Source organism: Paenibacillus sp. JT31N17 (genome assembly GCF_056269255.1).
In genome coordinates, this window is the sequence record NZ_JBWDNP010000002.1 from 127,241 (window position 1) to 144,784 (window position 17,544).

The following is a 17,544-nucleotide window of genomic DNA, read 5'->3' on the forward strand; positions in this document are numbered from 1 at the left end:
AACTTTCCGTGTCACCAAAGGGCGGCAAGTTTTTTCTTGAAGATACAGAATCAAAATTGAAATTCAAGCTGCTCCACGGCTCCGCCGGCAGCGGAACGAGTCTGGCGCAATTGCTGTTCGGGGGGTCTGGAACCCGCTTGTAAATCCCTGCGGCGCTGCGGCCGACCGGACAAGCCGTATTGCTCGAGCAGCTTATGCACCATCTCCATCAGTTGATCCGCATAAGCGCGGTTGGCGTATGCGCCCGGAAACAGATTGCGGTAAGCGGGCAGAAGCTGGGGAAAATGGAGCTCCAGCATATGCAGATACCATGCTTTCACGTCAGGGGACAGACGCAGCAGGGAAGCGTGCGCGAATGCGGTGCCGTGGTCCCGGGCGGCGGCAATCAGCTGCTCGAGATCCCTGCCTGAGTCGGTCAGACAAGGGAGAATCGGAGCTATGAAAATTCCGGCCCGAATGTCCCGCTTCATAAGAGTTTCGACGGTTTCCAGCCGTTTGGCCGGAAAAGGGGTTGCGGGCTCCATCTTGCGTGTAACATCGGCGCGCAGCGTGTTGATGCTGATGTTAATGGATGAGATGCGCATCTCTGACAGCAGGTCGAGGTCGCGCAAAATGAGCGGCGAGCGCGTAGTAATCGAGGTGAGGATCCGGTACTTGGCCAGCACTTTAAGGATTTCCCTTGTTATCATCGCCTTGCCTTCAATGGGCTGATAAGGGTCGGTTGCCGTACCGATTGCAATCATACCGATCTGATCTGCTGCCGCATCGAGATCTCCGCCGAATTTTTTGGCTTTTTTGGCCAACTGGGCTTCGAGCGCTTCTGCCGCGTTTTGCTTGATCGTGATCCGGTTTTGAAATTCGTCGTCGGCTTCACGACCGATAAAGCTCTGAAACGCGCGCGCATAGCAGAAGCTGCAGCCATGGGTGCAGCCGCGGTACGGATTAATGGACCACTCGAACGGCATTGATTTGGCTGTGACTTTATTCAGCGTTTGCTTCGCCACCGCGTATTCATATATTTTTTTCGCCAATTCACATATACCTCTTTCTTGGATTGGGAACGGATTGCTCCATGCTGCATAATCAGCTGAAGCCAGAACATTAACCAGAACATATGTTTGATAGGACAACTATACCAAACGTACGTTCGCAAGTAAACAGGAAGATAAATCCGGATTATTCATGGAGCAGGTTGGATTCATGCATACAAAAAAGGACAGCCCCCGCGAAGCAGCAGCTCGCATGGGGTCTGTCCTTTTTTTTCGTCTATTGGCTATTGGTGTACAACCTGACTGGATGCCCGGCAATTACGGAATAAAGAGATTACCGAGCGATTAAATGAAGCAGCAGAGGCTGCATCCTGTATATCCGGTATATTTAATCGCGGTTTCGTGAGGTCATTTGCTGCCAGACGGAGCCGGCGGCTTCTTCGCCGCGCTCGATCCGCTCAAGCGCAATCCGCGCCTGCAGGCTGACTTCGAACTCGGAATCCGCTGCAGCCTCACGCAGCGCCTCGACGGCTGTTTCGTCTCCGGCCTCGTAGAGAAACCGGGCCGCGCGCCAGCGGACCAGCTTGTTGCGGTCCAGCAAGGCCTCGATCATCGGACCGGTGGCCGATGGATCGCCCAGATCCGAGAGCGTATCGCCGGCGGTGCGCCGTACGGAAGCGGAGGAGTCGCGCAGCGCCTGAAACAACAGCGGCAGCGCCTCCGGCACGCGCAGATCGCCCAGATATACGACGGCCAGTCTGCGGATGGAGACGTTGTCGTCGGCAATTGCCTTGGCGAGCAGCGGCAGCATCGCCGGCTCCGGCGAAGTGCGCGAGAGCGCCTCGTAGCGTACGCTCCAGTCCGGCGAAGCGAGCCGCTCGTCAAGCTCGGCCGCCGTCAGCGGGGCGGGCCGCACCGGGGCCGCCGCCGCTTGGGCATCGCCGCCGCTTTGTCCGGCAGCGGCAGCGGCGGCCACAAGCTCGTCAAGCCGCTCCTGCGGGTAGGCGGCTTCAAGCTCCTTCACGAGCTCCGCGGCAATCTCTTCGGGCTCGCCGTAGCGGATCCCGAGCTCCTCCAGCTTGCGCTCGCGAATGAGGGAAGCGGCAGCCGCGGCAGTTACCGCTTCTGTGAATGCCGCAGGCAGGGCGGCCTTGATCTCGCGGTCGCCCATACGGACGCGCACCTGCATCGGGATGCCGCGGTACATTTGCACCGATGCGTGGGCTTCGCCATAATGCTCCTGCGATATTCCGCCGCCGGCTTCCTGCGCGTCTTCGCCGCTTTGCAGCAGAGCCCGCGCCTCTGCCAGAATCCGCTCCCAGTCGGCCCCCGGCTTGCGGTCCAGGGCAATGAAATCCGCGGTGCGGAACAATCCCCGCACTCCGTCTATGTCCAGCAGCCCGCGCAGCTGCTCTGGCGCGCCGCCTGCATTTTCTTTTTTATAGCTGAGCCTTTGTCCCTGCGGAAGCTTCTCGTCAACGTTGAGCTTCATGGAATTGGGGCTTGGCGTCGGTTCAATGGATAATAGCTTCATGACAATGCCTCCATTTCGGATTGATTCATTCCCTTACAAGTTTAAACCATTACCGATTCCATCACAAACGTCTCCAGGCGGTACGATGTCAATGGCATATCATTTATCGTCTGAAAATTGCCATTAAGTTTTATGCAAAACTATCAGGATATAGTATATTATTTAGTAGGAATGACACTGGGCAGAAGCAAAATCTGTTACGAAACAAGGGCAGGAGCAGATAATGATGTCGATTTATTCAGGGCGGAGCATACGCTTCAAAATATTCATCGGTTACCTAGTTGTAGTCTTATGTCTGGCATTATCCGTTTTCCTCGTCTCGACCCGTATCTCATCGCTGCAGAACGAAATTGATTTTATATCTGATCACGATATCGAAGTTCATAATCTGACCAATGAAATCGAGAAGAAATTTCTTAATATGGAAACCGCGCAGCGCGGCTATATCATTACAGGCGATACCAATTATCTTGCCCCTTATAATGAAGCGATAGACAGCTGGAAAGATGATTATACCCGGCTTTATGCTCTTTTGACCGATAATGCCAGCCAGCAGGACAGACTAGTGAAGCTGAAAGTGACGCTTCAGCACTGGATCGATATTGCCGGCGCTCCGACGATCGACATGAAGAGAGAGAATAAAACAGCTGAAATTTTTGAATTTTTCAAGACGGATCCGGGCAAGGCGGATATGGATTCGATCCGTTCCCAGTTTGAGGATTTCCGCGCAACGGAGAAAGTGCTGACAAACGACCGCGCGGAGCGGCTGAAAGAGCAGAATAATATTTTGAAAATCGGAATGTACAGCCTGTTGGTCATCGTCGCCTTGATCTCGGTCACGGCTGCCATGATTATTTCGCGTGCGATCGTGAACACGATCAAGGAAGTGACCCGGTCAATCGGCGAAATCGCCTCTTCCGGCGGCGATCTGACCCAGAGAATTGAAATCAAGTCCAGGGATGAAATCCGCGATCTTGCCATAGCTACCAACAACCTGCTGGAGTCGCAGGAGCAGCAGAACTGGAAACAGATGAAGCTGACCGAGGTGGTCAGCATGTATCAGGGGGTAGGAGATCTAGATTTGCTGGCCCGGCTTTTTATTGCCAAAATAACGCCTCTCCTGGATGCCACTTACGGTGTGTTTTATATCCATAGCGGTCAGGGCGAGCATTTCAGGCTTGTCAACAGAGCCTCTTATGCAGCGTCAGGCGCCGAGGTTGGAGCAAGGAGCTTTCGGCTTGGCGAAGGCCTTGTGGGACAAGCCGCAAGAGATAAAAGGATTATTCAACTGGACCGGGTGCCCGGCGATTATATCCAGATCAGCTCGGGACTGGGAAAAACCGCTGCAAGCCAGATTCTGATCGCTCCTGTGGAATTCGAGGGAGAAGTCGTGGCCGTTGTTGAATTGGCGACGCTCGGGACCTTCAATGACCTGCAGCTAAAGCTCCTCAGTACTGTTCTTGAGACCTTCGGGACGACGATTAACAGTGTTGAAAGCCGGATGGAGGTTGAGCGGCTGCTGAAGGATTCCCAAACGATGACCGAGGAGCTGCAGGTGCAATCGGAGGAAATGCAGACGCAGCAGGAAGAACTGCGCGTTGCCAACGAGCATCTGGAGGAGCAGAACCGATTTGCCGAGGAGAAATCCAACGAGCTAGAGAAAACGCGCATTGTGCTTGAGGAGCATGCGGGCAAGCTTGAGCAAAGCTCCATCTATAAATCGCAGTTTCTGGCCAATATGTCGCATGAGCTGCGCACCCCGCTTAACAGCATGCTGATCCTGTCGCAGATGCTGGGCGAGAACCGCAATGGCACGCATACTCCTGAGGAGCAGGAATATGCCCGCATTATACATTCGGCAGGCCAGGATCTCCTGACGCTGATTAACGATATACTGGATTTGTCTAAGGTCGAGTCAGGCAAAATGGACATTGTCATAGAGCCCATGAATATGACGGAGCTTCCCTCCATGCTGGAGCAGCAATTCTCCAAAGTGGCGGAGCTGAAAGGACTTGATTTTGTTATCGAATGGGGGCCTGATGTTCCCGAGCTGTTCTATACCGATACGCAACGGCTGCTGCAAATTATCAGGAACCTGCTGTCCAACGGCTTCAAATTTACGGAGAAGGGCTCGGTTATGTTCAAAGTCAGCAGGCTTGAAGCCGAGGAGATGGGCAGATTGCTTGGGATGGACAAAAGCAGTTCGGAATATGGCCTGTCCATTTCCGTTACGGATACGGGAATCGGAATCGCCCCGGATAAGTTTTCTCTCATCTTCGATGCTTTCCAGCAGGCGGACGGCACCACGAGCAGGCATTACGGCGGAACGGGGCTGGGCTTGTCCATCAGCCGCGAATTTGCCAAATTGATCGGCGGGGAAATAAGGGTCGAAAGCGAAGAAGGCGTCGGAAGCACCTTCACTTTGATTGTGCCTTCCAAGGAAAAGGAGATTGTGGAGCTGCTGGCTGCTCAGGCGGAATTTATGGCTGCGGAAGAGAAGCAGGCCTCTGGCACCGGCAGCTCTGTGGAACAAGCGGCTGCCGTTCATATGGAAACTTCCGGTTTCAAGAAGAAGAAGATCCTTGTGGTCGACGATGATATCCGGAACGTATTCGCGCTGACGAATGCCTTGGAGAATGAAGGAATGAACGTGCTGTCGGCTCAGGATGGGCAGGAATGCCTGAGTATTTTGCAGACGGAGACGGATATTGATATGGTGCTGATGGATATCATGATGCCGGTAATGGACGGATACGATACGATGAGGGCAATCCGGAGAATTCCGCGACTGGAGCAGCTGCCGATTATAGCGGTTACGGCCAAAGCGATGAAGCAGGACCGCGAGAAATGCCTGGAGGCGGGAGCGTCGGACTATATCAGCAAGCCGCTTGACATGAATCAGCTGTTCTCCTTGATGCAGGTATGGCTGAGAAAAAGAACGTAGTTAAAGCTTGAAAATAGAGATGGCGGAGACTGACGCGGTTTATGAATCTTCAAAAACGGGCGCAGAAGTGAAGCTCACATGGGAATAATACGCCCTCATGTGTTATAATGGTGTGATGAACTAGATTTTGGAGTGAAGGACGGGATCACACACAATGATTAGTACAAGCGGCATTACGCTTCGCTACGGCAAGCGGGCGCTATTCGAAGATGTGAATATTAAATTCACGCCGGGCAATTGTTATGGATTGATCGGCGCCAACGGAGCGGGCAAATCGACGTTTCTGAAGATATTGTCCGGCGAGGTTGAGCAATCAAGCGGCGAGGTTCATATTACTCCGGGAGAGCGCCTGGCGGTCCTGAAGCAAAACCATTACGAGTATGATGAGTTTCGCGTGCTCGAGACGGTCATCATGGGCTACAAGAAGCTGTTCGAGGTAATGAAAGAGAAAGACGCCATCTATTCCAAAACGGAATTTACCGATGAAGACGGGATGCGCGCCGGCGAGCTGGAAGCGGAATTCGCCGATATGAACGGCTGGGAAGCGGAGTCCGAAGCGGCCAGCATGCTGAACGGTCTGGGCATTCCGCCGGAGCTGCATGACAAGACGATGGCAGAGATCTCCGGCAACGAGAAGGTACGGGTTCTGCTCGCGCAAGCTTTGTTCGGAACGCCGAACATTCTGCTGCTCGATGAGCCTACCAACTACCTTGATATGGAATCGATTCATTGGCTTGAGGATTTCCTGGGCAATTATGAGGGCACCGTCATCGTCGTTTCTCATGACCGGCATTTTCTTAATCAGGTATGTACGCATATTGCGGACATTGATTTCGGCAAGATCCAGCTGTACGTGGGCAACTACGATTTCTGGTACGAGTCCAGCCAGCTTGCTCTCTCCCTGATGCGGGATTCGAACAAGAAGAAGGAAGACAAGATCAAGGAGCTGCAGGCGTTCATTCAACGCTTCAGCGCCAACAAATCCAAGTCGAAGCAGGCAACTTCACGTAAGAAGCTGCTCGACAAAATTTCACTTGACGACATTCGTCCGTCGAACCGCAAATATCCGTTTATTAACTTCAAGCCGGAGCGCGAAGCGGGCAAACAGCTTCTGCTGACCGAAGGGCTGACGAAGGCAGTAGACGGAGTTACGCTGATCGACAACTGGACGCTGGCCGTCAACAAAGGAGATAAGATCGCCCTTGTTGGTCCGAATACGCTGCCCAAGACGGTGCTGTTCCAAGTGCTGACCGGCGAGCTCGAGCCGGACTCCGGAACTTATCAATGGGGCGTCACCACGACACAGGCTTATTTTCCGAAGGACAATGCGGCCTATTTTGATGGCGTGGAGATGAACCTTGTCGACTGGCTCCGCCAATATTCCAAGGATCAGGATGAGAGCTTTATCCGCGGCTTCCTGGGCCGGATGCTGTTCTCGGGAGACGAAGCCCTTAAGAAGGCAAGCGTATTGTCCGGGGGGGAGAAAGTCCGCTGCATGCTCTCCAAGATGATGCTTTCGGGCTCGAACGTGCTGCTGATGGACGAACCGACCAACCATCTGGATCTCGAATCCATTACCGCGCTGAATAATGGTCTCATTGATTTTGACGGTACATTGATCTTCACCTCGCATGACCATCAGTTCGTTCAAACGATCGCGAACCGGATTATCGAAATTACACCAAACGGCGTAATTGACAGGATTATGTCCTACGATGAATACCTGGAGAATGATGAGGTCAAGGCGCTTCGCGAGCGGATGTATCCGCCCGAGTAAAATCTATCGTTGAGCAGCATATTGGCCTGGCTGGTTGTGAATGATCAGGCACGCAGCAGAGTGGTTGAGTTTCCTCTTATGAGGAGGCTCGGCCGCTTTTTTTTGTTGATCCGGTAATAAGTAAGTGCTATCAGCCTCACTTGGCAATCGATGGGCTCAGAGAATGTGGGTAATATTATTTAATAGATATATTGAACTATTATTTGTTTATAAAATAGTTAATATTACCTATGAATAGTGGCGTATTATGGTAGAATAAGAGATAAAGTGTCCGAAGAGAGGAATGGGAAGAAGTGATGCGAGCATTGAGAGGGGAAGAGGGCTTTACACTGATAGAAATACTGGCTGCAATCGTCATTCTTTCCGTAGTCAGCCTCTCCATGACAGCTTTTTTCATGAACGCTCTTTCATACAGTAAAGGAAATCAGAATAAGACCGTGATGGTGAACCTGGCGCGCAACGCTTTATTTTATATGGAGAAGGAATCGTTCGACAGTATCAAAGGCTATTTCATGCTCGACAAGGACGGGAATTATCCTGTCATTGAACCTGATGCATGCATGTTGAACGGGCAGGGCGTGTTCGATTGCACGCCGTACTCCGGCCTCGTCAGAAACACAGAGACGCTTGCACAGGTGCTGAGGCCGAAAATCAACGGAATTGATTACGAGATCACGATTAACTATCAGCCGGAGCTTGCTGGCGGAATGACAGATGATAACATGTCCCTGTCCAAATATTTATTGCCCGTTCTGGTTCAGGTCCAAAGCTCGGATGGCGGCCGGAAGCGGGATATAGTGGAAGTAGAGGGGTACATAAGCGATGAGTCCATACGTTGAATGGGTAAAGAGAAGAATGCGTGAAGAACAAGGGTTTACACTGATCGAACTGATTGCTGCGCTATCCATCCTGTCCGTTGTAACGGGTATTATCTATTCCTCCATTACCTTTGGCTTGAATACATACCATAAGGTCCGGATCGAGAATTCCCTGCGCGACGAAGGCGACTTTATCATGTCCTCGATCATAACGGGCTTGTACACCTTCGGCCCCGAAATCATCGAACAGAAAGAGACAGACATCAACAGCATAACGTTGAAACGCAAAGACGAGGCCGATGAGAAAATCGGATTTACAGGGATATCGGGAGAAGCGCTTTCTATCGACGGCAAAGTAATCGCAATTGACTCCGACTTGACAGGGTCGTTCATTAGTCTGGACTGTCAGGGACTCACGGCTTGCGAGGGAGGGCTTATTCAAATCGAGCTGAAGCTGAAGCAATCCTATGGCGGCCAGGACCATGAGCTGGTGCTTGAGAGCAGATTTGGATTCTAGGGAATGAGAGATCATCGGACAGACTTCTAAAGGGAAAGGCGGCGTAGGATGCGCGGAGAAAAAGGCTCGGCTTTGCTGCTTGTCGTATTTATGATATTGTTGTTCGCCATGCTCGGCGTCGCCATGCTCGGCGCAAGCCTCGGCGGGGCCCAGCGCTCCCAGAGAAGCGAGGATAATGTGCAGAGTCTCCATCTGGCGGAGAAGGCTGTGAATGAGGCGATCGCTTCGATCTATGACGAATTTGACGGGGAACGCTCGGAGCCGCAGCAGTTAAACGCACATTTGGATGAATTTGTAGCCCGGTATGAAGCAGATCTGGAAAATCCGCAGGAAATCAAAAAAACGGAGCTGGATTCCTCCAAGCAACCCGAATACAGGGTCGACAGTCTCGAAGTAACCGACAGAAATCCGGGTGATTACAATGGCATCCTCTTTGATGAATACCATATTAGAATTACAGCAGAAGCGACGGTTAACGGAGCAAAGCGGAAGCTGATGCAGGACGTTGTGCTGGACAACTTCCCGGACTTTCTGAAATATGCTGCCGGTTCGGAGGGCGATGTCATATTGAACGGCTCACCCTATATTGCCGGCAATCTGTATGCAGGCAATCAGCTCAGGATCGATAAGGAGGCCCGCTACAAATATAAGGGCGTTGATCTATCCATGAACGGCCAATATCCATTCATAACGGACGAGAAGCATTTAATATCCAGAAGCTCATTGCTGTATAAACGGAATGGCAGCTATGAGCCGTTAATGAATTTCAATGGGGCAAATGCAGATGAGTTTCACGACATTATGGATAAAATGATGCTGGAGGAGAAGAAGAAATTTGTTTCTATTGATGTGAAGAAATCGTTTGTGGACAAAATCCGGGCATCGGTGCAGCCATGTAATCTGGATTCCACGATTGAAGAAAAGATATCGCAGCATCAAATGGCAGCCCTGCTTGGCGGCTGCGTAAGCGGTACGGATATATTGCAGCAGATGCCGGCAGATGGTTCAGAGAATGATGACGAGCAGCAGCTCGGGAGCAAGCTGAGAAATCTTGAACGGACCACCTTGATTAAAGGGGATTTGAAGCTGGGCGGCCAGGTCAATGAAGTCAGCTATGCTTCGAAAGACAAGAGCGAGGGAAAGTGGTTGATTATAGACGGTGATTTGATTGTAGACGATTACGATCATCCCGTGACAATCAATGCGAACATTCTGGTTAACGGAAACATTGTTCTCAAAGGCGATTTGAAAGTGGATGCCACGATCTTTACGCTGGGAAGCGCGGAGGTTGTGGATGCTTCTATTCGCGGTTTGAACGGGAAGCAGATGGTGCTGATCTCCCAAGGGGCCATGGATGTTTACCGGGTGGATGCTTTTCAAAGCGTGGGCTGGGACCCTGACCAGGATCCGACGCTGGATGCCTTCTTCTATACAGCAGGGAAAGCCGAGCTGTACGGTGTGGGTTCGACGTTTAGTATAAAGGGCGGTTTCTTTGCCCGCGAACAGCTGACGATTAATGCCGTCCAGGGTGATACGCGGGAAAGTGACGATAAGACACGCCTTGAATTCGATGACCAGGCAAGCACCATTGAAACTGCCGGTCAGTTGGCCCGCTTCAAGATCGAGTATGACTCGAGGGTATTCATCGATCAGAATGTAGGCCTGCCCCGGGTAGACAAAATCAGGGTGACGACCGGCAGACAATGGCTGGAGTAAGAGCAACATAAGCCGGCGAGTGCTGTTTTGTTCGGTAGTAAAATATGGAAATTTGGCAAAAGGCGCTGCTAAAGCGTCTTTTTTTTGTTCAGGTAACGGTTCGTTCTAACGATATCTTCCTTCGGCAGCATAATAGCACCCGGCATATCCGGGAAGGACATGCCGGGTGCTTGGGAAGACGGCCAATTAATAGCGGTCGCCATCCGTCACTTCGATAGGAATGACAGCTGACGTATCGGAATCAGGGTCCTTATCCGCATCAAGCTGATAAGTCACCGTAATGTTACTGTGCCCGGCCTTGATCCCGGTTATTTCACCTGTATCCGGATTCACGGTGACAATCCCCGGATTTCCGCTGACCCACTTCATGGTTTGCTTGATTTCGGCGCTGAGCGGATCAGGCTTGACCGTAATCAGGTCCTTTAAACTGCGTGTTTCATTGACGCTGATGGTCTGTTTATTTGGCGAAGCAACATCGATCACGGCAACCGTCGCCGAGACGGGGATCTCGTAACCGGATGCGGTTATGACAGTAGCACTGACCGTATAGACTCCGCTTGAGCCGCTGCCGACCAGATTATGCTCTGATATCGTCGCTCCATTTGTTAAAACAGCTCCCCCTCCTGCTATTGGCTGCCAGTTAACCGTGACGTCTGGTATGCTGCTTGGCCACTCAAGGAACAGTCTGGCAGAAGCGTTTTTGGCTATGCGGCTCTTGTCGGTCTTCAGCAGGGGCAGTCCTGCGATATGAATCGCTTTTCCGGTACTGGCAACAATCACGTTATCCAGCTTGATTTTGGCCGTAATATATGCAGTTCCGGCCTCATTGGCCGTCAGCGAGCAGAGAGGACCATTGAATGTGCAGGCAGCAATGCTGATGGGGAGACCGGTGGCCGGATCGTCCAGCGTCCAATTCCAGATCACTTTGTCTGCTATACTGCCCGGCAAGCCTATCCGGCCCGACCACCAGGCTGTAATATCCGGTTGTTCGCCAATGACGAAGGTATCCGCTCCGGAGAGCAGAAGCGTATCAACCGTAACGGATTTCTCCGCTGTAAACACAAAATTGCTGTTTGTGGTTATCGTAGCCTTCAGTGTCAGGACACCTGGAGCGTCAGCCCTGAGCGTAATGCCTGTATTGTTCTTGCTGGTTGACTCTGCAAAGCCGGCAGGAGACTGTTCCCAAACAACGGACCGGATGGAAGGCGCTTCTTGATTCCACTCAAGCCGGAATGCCGATGTATTGCCCTTGTGAATAAAATCATTGCCATTGATGCCCACACTGCGGTCCACAATCGTTACCGTATGGCTTGCAGTGGCGGTATCGCCATTTGCCAAATCTGCCGAAGCCGTAACGGTGACCGTTCCGGGCTGCCTGGCCTGCAGCTTTTTGCTGCCGGTATCGGAGCTGCTTGCCAGACCGGCCTTGGCAGGATCGTCAATCGTCCATGCGACCGCCCCAAGCGTCCGGCTTGTGTCGGTCCATGCCGCTTGCAGATCAATTTCGTCCCCCACACCTGCAGCTGCGGGTCCTGTGATTTGCAGGGTTGGATTCGTAATCACGATATCCTTGGCGACCGTGAAGGAGTAGCCGGTATCCGTCGTGATGGTTGCGGTCACTTGAACGGTTCCCTGTTTGATTGCGGTAACCGTGCCGGTTGGAGACACCCCGGCGAATGCTTCACCGGAATCATCCAGACTCCAGTCCACCGAGTAGGAATCCGGCGTCCCGTCCGGCCATTGCAATGTCATCGAAGCACTGTCGCCCACCAACAGACTGGAGCTTCCATCTATAACAGGCTTCCCGATTACCGTGACTTCCTTGGCCGCGGAGTAGACCTTGGCCGCAGTGGTATTTCTAAAATGGACGGTGACCTCCCCTTTGATTGTGGCCTTTCCGGTTTGGACTCCTTTTAACTGTCCAATCCAGCTGCCGCTGCTCCCGGTCCTGGAGATCATTTCCGCCCTGTCGGCAGGATCAACCGACCAGTCGATTCCCTGGTTGTCGATATCTTCATCGGAGCCTTTGAGCAGCAGTGCCGTGATGGGAATGGTGCCGCCTGCTACGACCTTGGAGCCGCCTGTCAGCGTGAACCCGCTTTTAATGACCGTTACATTGGAAACAGCACTTAATCCGCTGTATATGTCTGTAATTCTGACCTGGGCGCTGCCGGGTTTAATGCCTTTCAAGGTTCCGTTATCGTTAACCGTAACAATGGAAGTGTCGCTAGAGGACCATATTAAGCCCACCGTGGCATCCTGCGGCGCATATTCCGGAAGCAGCCTTACATCGTCATCCGTAGTCGCCGGATCATCAACTGCAATGATGGCATCATTGATTTTCAGATTATCCAGCTTGATATAGGACTCGAAAGAAAGCGGATTGTAAGGCAGCCGCAATGAAGCGGATTGTCCCACATCCTTGTAGGTGAGTGCCGCATCGTTCAATGTGAAATTGCCGGTAACCGTGGGCTTGGCGCTGACTGAGAAGATGAGCGGCTGCGCCTGATAGAACTGTCCGCTTGCATCCAGGGAATAAACAATATTGCTGAAGGAGCCGGTTAATGTATAGCCAGAGGACAATGTGCCTGATTTGGTTACTGAGCCAGGCAGGCCCGCAATCTCCAGATTAGCCGGAAGCTTCTCCCTAAACGAGATATCCTTGATCACTAGCTCTCCGCCTGATGTTGTTGCTGACTTGGCAATCGGCTTTGGCGTGGCTGTGTACGTAATTGTCACAGGCGCGTTCCGTTCTGCCAGGTTGCCGGCAGATATACCGCTGGCAATCCGGTTTACCTCAAGATTGGAAGACACTTTCCTGATCTTCACCGGCACTTCCTTGACCGTCCGTGCGCCGCTTCTGTCAGTGACGGTGATCTCAATCGTCATGTCCCCGCCGTTGGGAAAAGGGTTGGCGAAGGATTTAGTGATTGTCACGCCGGATTGGGCGCTTGCGTATTCGTATTGCTTGTGTTTCCCGTTATTGTAAATGAAGTTCACCTCAACCGATAAGCTGCGGTCCAGCAGATCGAGATCCTCCGGTTCGAAGCTAAGGGCAATGTCATGATAACTCGGGATAAAATTATCCTGCTGTGCCGTATAAGCGGAAGGGGTATAGACATGCACGTCAGGCGCGTGATTGGAGCCGATGTATGCCCGGAACATCGTATTGACAAACAGCCGTTCCTCCCAGTCGGGAAAGGCATCATTGAGAGAGCTGCCCGTGAATATATGTCCACTGCCTGAATAGGTGACGTTGCCTTTGGAATACGTATAATAATGATTCCAGCTATCGTCGGGATCGCGGGTGCCGCCGTTGATGTTGTACCAGGGAACGACATTTTCGTCTTCCAGATCCAGCGTATAGTACTGGTCATGGGTAGTTGCCACTTTCGTGTCGGTATTGCCGAGATTGAACGGGAACTGGGTCAGCAGCCCGTCATTGATTTTGACCGTATCGGTCGAAGTCTGCGGCGCACCCAGACCGAGGTTGGTATGAGTCCCATTTTGACCGGTTTCCTTCTGAAAGTACTCAACCCAATTATTGGTGTTTTCATTTTCCGCGATATAAACCGTATCATGCGTAAACATGACGCTCTGGCCTGTTGCGATAAAGTGGTCCACCGTTTTGGCTGCATTATCGCTGATACTGGCGGAATCGTTATAGGAATCCCGGAAGCCAAAGATCAGCATGTCGTATTGGCCGTTCAGTTTATCATAGTCTTTGGTGTTGTAAGCACTGTTAAAAGCATTGAAATTCACAACATCGATATTGATGGCGTATTCGCCGTCGGCGCTTAAATAGGATTGCGTCAAATTTTTATTGCTCTTCAAGCTGCTGTTTGAATCATTATTCGGCGTAACCTGGAGCACACGTACCGTTGTCACTTCATCCCGGAAGCGGATGACGCCGGAGGCGGAGCTTTTGAGCTTGCTCGTTTTATCGACGACGTCAAGCTTCCAATAATGCAGGCCGGAATATCCCTTTGGCAGCCGGAAGCTGATTTCGCCTGAAGTACCGTTTACGGCAGCCGATGCGACGATCTGATCGGCGGTGAAGCGGAGTACCTGATCGATGCCGAAATATAGATTGGCAGTCAAATTGCCCGGATCAAACTGCCCTGCATTCGGAATGTCGAACGTGTAGGTAAGGGTATCGCCGGCCCGGTTCAGATCATTCGGACTGGTCAAATAATCCACAGGGGACTCCTTCATGACCAGGTTTGGACGCTGATCCAGCATGCGGCTGTATGTTTGCGAAGCCAGCGTATTGCGCAAGCCGCTAAGACCTGAGTTATCGATAAAAAGAACATTATTACGCGTGTCCGTCTTGTATCTGGCAAAAGTATCGTAGAGCTTGCCGTGAGTCTGCCGGGACTTGGAGCTGCCCTGATAGATAAGACCGCTCTTGTCCGATGAGTCGCTGTATAAGATAACAAGCTGTCCCTTATTGATAAAAGAGTCCACAATTTCGTTTGCCTTGAGCAGGGTAATATCATTCATAATGTCTTTGGTATCGTGCGCGTCATCGCGTGTTTTGTCGGTCGTCTCGCCAAGCGTTTTAGGGTTATACAGCCCTTTGCCTATGTAGATAGCGTCGTATTTGCCGTTAAGCTCACCGCGGAAGGCAACAAAATGTTTCATGCTCACCGTCTCAATGGACATGCCTGCCTGAGATCCGAGCACCGATTGCAGATCCGAGGAACCGCTGTCGGTGATCTCCAGGATTCGGGTAATGCGGGGAGCGGTCATGAACCTGGTTGATTTGGAGGTTGAGGAGGCACTGGCGATCAACGCTGCATTCGTTGTATTATCTACGCTAATATATTTGCCATTGGCAGCTTTCAATGAGATCGAATTGTCCGTGTTGGTGACAGAGGTGAATTTTTCATTCGTTCCAACAACAGAAGCGGCAGCTGCAATCACTTTGCTGCCTGCGCTCGTCAGGGTCATATATTTGGCGCTGGCCCTGGAGCGCAAAGCGACTTGATTATTGTCAAGTGGAATAAGCTCGAACCACTGCTGCGCCATATTGGCGCTTGTTTCACTGGCTGTTAGAGCGCCTGAGCCATCCGCCGATACATATCGGTTGTTATTGACAGCTTTGATTACGACCATCGATGGCTCCCCGGCAGCATGCACCGTGGTCCTCTCTAATTTGGGAACAGCGGACAGCGAGAATGACAAACATAAGACAAGGAACGCCGCAATTCCTCTTTTCGCCCACTTTTTCATACGATCTCTCCTCTGGTTCAGGTACTCAAACATTCCAATTGCGATAGATTAATATAGTTCAAAAGAACTATTATCGCCAGATGAATCTATTATACACGGAAAATTGTAGAAAAACATATAATTATCGCGGTATAAAAAGAGTTATTGTCTTATATATCGACATCGTTGTATACTGACTTTATATTAAATGATACTTTTGTATTACGTTTAGAAAACAAAATAATAGGACTTATGAATTATTAATATTTTGTTAATAGGTCTTAAGTCTAAATCAATCAAAATGAATTCCAAAGGCGTTCATACGGATTAAGAGGGGGCATTCCTATGAGCATCGTCAAAAAAAGATTGGGCGATTTGCTGGTAGAGAGCAGCGTTATATCGGAAGAGCAGCTCAAGGAAGCGCTTCGGGAACAAAGCAAAACCAAGCAAAAGCTGGGAGATTTATTAATCACCCAAGGTTACATAACAGAGCAGCAGCTGATAGAGGTATTGGAGTTTCAACTGGGAATTCCGCACATCAGCCTTTTTAAATATCAGATCGACCCTTCCCTGACTCAAATCATTCCGGAAAGTCTTGCGCGCCGTTATCAGGCCATCCCGGTTCAAAAAGAGGGCGGGAAGCTGATGGTCGCCATGGCCGACCCGCTTGATTATTTTGCCATTGAAGAGCTAAGGATGAGCACAGGCTTCCGAATCGAGCCGGCGATTTCCACCAAGGATGAGCTGCAGCGGGCGATTGCCCGTCATTACGGCCTTCAGGACTCCATGAGCCAGATCATGACCGATCTTCCTTCTTATGAGGATATTCGCGAAACGGAGATTACGGATGAAGATTCTCCCGTTGTGCGTCTGGTTAACCAGATGATTCAGCAGGCCGTACAGCTGCAGGTTTCCGATATTCATGTTGATCCGGGCGAGAACAATGTGGCAATCCGCTACCGGCTGGACGGCGTTCTCCGCACAGAGCGGCTTATCCCCAAGCAGATGCAAGGCTTCATCACCGCAAGATTGAAGATCATGGCCAAGCTGAATATTGCCGAACGCCGGCTTCCGCAGGACGGACGGATGAAGATGCAGGTGGATTTCAAAACGGTGGATATCCGAGTATCCTCACTGCCTACCATTCATGGCGAAAAGATCGTGCTGCGGATTCTCGATTTGAGCGTAGGGGTCAAAGCGATTGACCAGCTCGGCTTCAGTCCCCGAAATTACGAGGCTTTCAAGCAAATGATTGAGGTGCCATACGGGATTCTCCTGATTACAGGCCCTACAGGCAGCGGCAAGACAACCACGCTGTATTCCGCTCTCAGCCATCTCAACCGGGAGAGCGTGAATATCATCACCGTGGAAGACCCTGTGGAGTATCAGCTGGAGGGAATCAATCAGGTGCATGTCAATCCGGCGATCGGTCTTACCTTTGCTGCCGGTCTGCGCTCGATTTTGCGTCAGGATCCCAATATTGTCATGGTTGGGGAGATCCGGGACGGCGAGACTGCAGAGATTGCCATCCGCGCTTCGCTGACGGGGCATCTCGTGCTCTCGACCCTGCATACGAATGACTCTGTCAGTACGGTCACGCGCTTTCGGGATATGGGGGTTGCCCCTTATCTGATCGCATCTTCATTAATAGGGGTCGTGGCCCAGCGGCTGGTTCGCCGTGTGTGCCCGGATTGCAGAGAAGAATATGCGCCGAGCGAGCAGGAGGCGATATTTCTGAAGAGCCATGAGATACATACGGACAAGCTCTTTCGCGGCAAGGGCTGCGGCAGCTGCAACAAAACCGGTTACCGCGGCAGGGTGGCGATCCATGAGGTGCTCGGCATCAACGATGCGCTTCGCAGGCTGATTGGCGAGGAGGCATCGGTGCAGGAGATGAGGGCTGCCGCTTTGCGGGATGGCCTGATTTATTTGATGGACGATGGTCTGGAGAAAGCGACCCGGGGCATTACCAGCCTGCAGGAAGTGCTGCGCGAGACCGTTGTGCATGAAGGCTAAGGGAGTGAAAGGAAGACGG

At 51.6% G+C, this 17,544-nt stretch carries 9 protein-coding genes; 6 read left to right on the forward strand and 3 right to left on the reverse strand.

What is annotated here, in order from left to right:
• Positions 1 to 50: 50 nt before the first annotated feature.
• Entirely contained in the window at positions 51 to 1,031 is a 981-nt protein-coding gene (locus AC0YOB_RS08165) for an SPL family radical SAM protein (protein ID WP_475792432.1), read from the reverse strand.
• 346 nt (positions 1,032 to 1,377) lie between these two features.
• Positions 1,378 to 2,523: a conserved virulence factor C family protein gene (locus AC0YOB_RS08170; RefSeq protein ID WP_475792433.1), complete on the reverse strand. Its 1,146-nt coding sequence runs from the start codon at positions 2,521 to 2,523 to the stop codon at positions 1,378 to 1,380.
• A 226-nt stretch (positions 2,524 to 2,749) separates the two neighbouring features.
• On the opposite strand from AC0YOB_RS08170, the gene AC0YOB_RS08175 reads away from it, so the two are divergent.
• The 5 genes from AC0YOB_RS08175 (at position 2,750) to AC0YOB_RS08195 (ending at position 10,295) form a co-directional block, all read left to right on the forward strand.
• On the forward strand, positions 2,750 to 5,467 hold the full coding sequence (locus AC0YOB_RS08175) for a CHASE3 domain-containing protein (RefSeq protein WP_475792434.1): 2,718 nt from the start codon (positions 2,750 to 2,752) through the stop codon (positions 5,465 to 5,467).
• 154 nt (positions 5,468 to 5,621) lie between these two features.
• Positions 5,622 to 7,244, forward strand: coding sequence for an ABC-F family ATP-binding cassette domain-containing protein (locus tag AC0YOB_RS08180; protein WP_475792435.1), 1,623 nt, complete (start codon positions 5,622 to 5,624; stop codon positions 7,242 to 7,244).
• Positions 7,245 to 7,540: 296 nt separating this feature from the next.
• Positions 7,541 to 8,083, forward strand: a complete 543-nt coding sequence (locus tag AC0YOB_RS08185) for a type IV pilus modification PilV family protein (RefSeq protein WP_475792436.1) — start codon at positions 7,541 to 7,543, stop codon at positions 8,081 to 8,083.
• The gene (locus tag AC0YOB_RS08190) at positions 8,067 to 8,579 is read left to right on the forward strand and encodes a type II secretion system protein (RefSeq protein WP_475792437.1); all 513 of its coding nucleotides are present in this window, start codon (positions 8,067 to 8,069) and stop codon (positions 8,577 to 8,579) included. The genes AC0YOB_RS08185 and AC0YOB_RS08190 overlap by 17 nt, the downstream gene beginning before the upstream one ends.
• A gap of 48 nt (positions 8,580 to 8,627) precedes the next feature.
• Positions 8,628 to 10,295: a hypothetical protein gene (locus AC0YOB_RS08195; RefSeq protein ID WP_475792438.1), complete on the forward strand. Its 1,668-nt coding sequence runs from the start codon at positions 8,628 to 8,630 to the stop codon at positions 10,293 to 10,295.
• A 186-nt stretch (positions 10,296 to 10,481) separates the two neighbouring features.
• On the opposite strand, the gene AC0YOB_RS08200 is transcribed toward AC0YOB_RS08195, so the two are convergent.
• A complete protein-coding gene (locus tag AC0YOB_RS08200) occupies positions 10,482 to 15,530 on the reverse strand; it encodes a DUF5057 domain-containing protein (protein WP_475792439.1) in 5,049 nt (1,682 codons plus the stop codon).
• A 324-nt stretch (positions 15,531 to 15,854) separates the two neighbouring features.
• Here AC0YOB_RS08200 and AC0YOB_RS08205 point away from each other — a divergent pair, with 324 nt between their 5' ends.
• Positions 15,855 to 17,525 carry a GspE/PulE family protein gene (locus tag AC0YOB_RS08205; RefSeq protein ID WP_475792440.1) on the forward strand — a complete coding sequence of 557 codons (1,671 nt, stop codon included), beginning with the start codon at positions 15,855 to 15,857 and terminating at the stop codon, positions 17,523 to 17,525.
• Positions 17,526 to 17,544 lie beyond the last annotated feature (19 nt).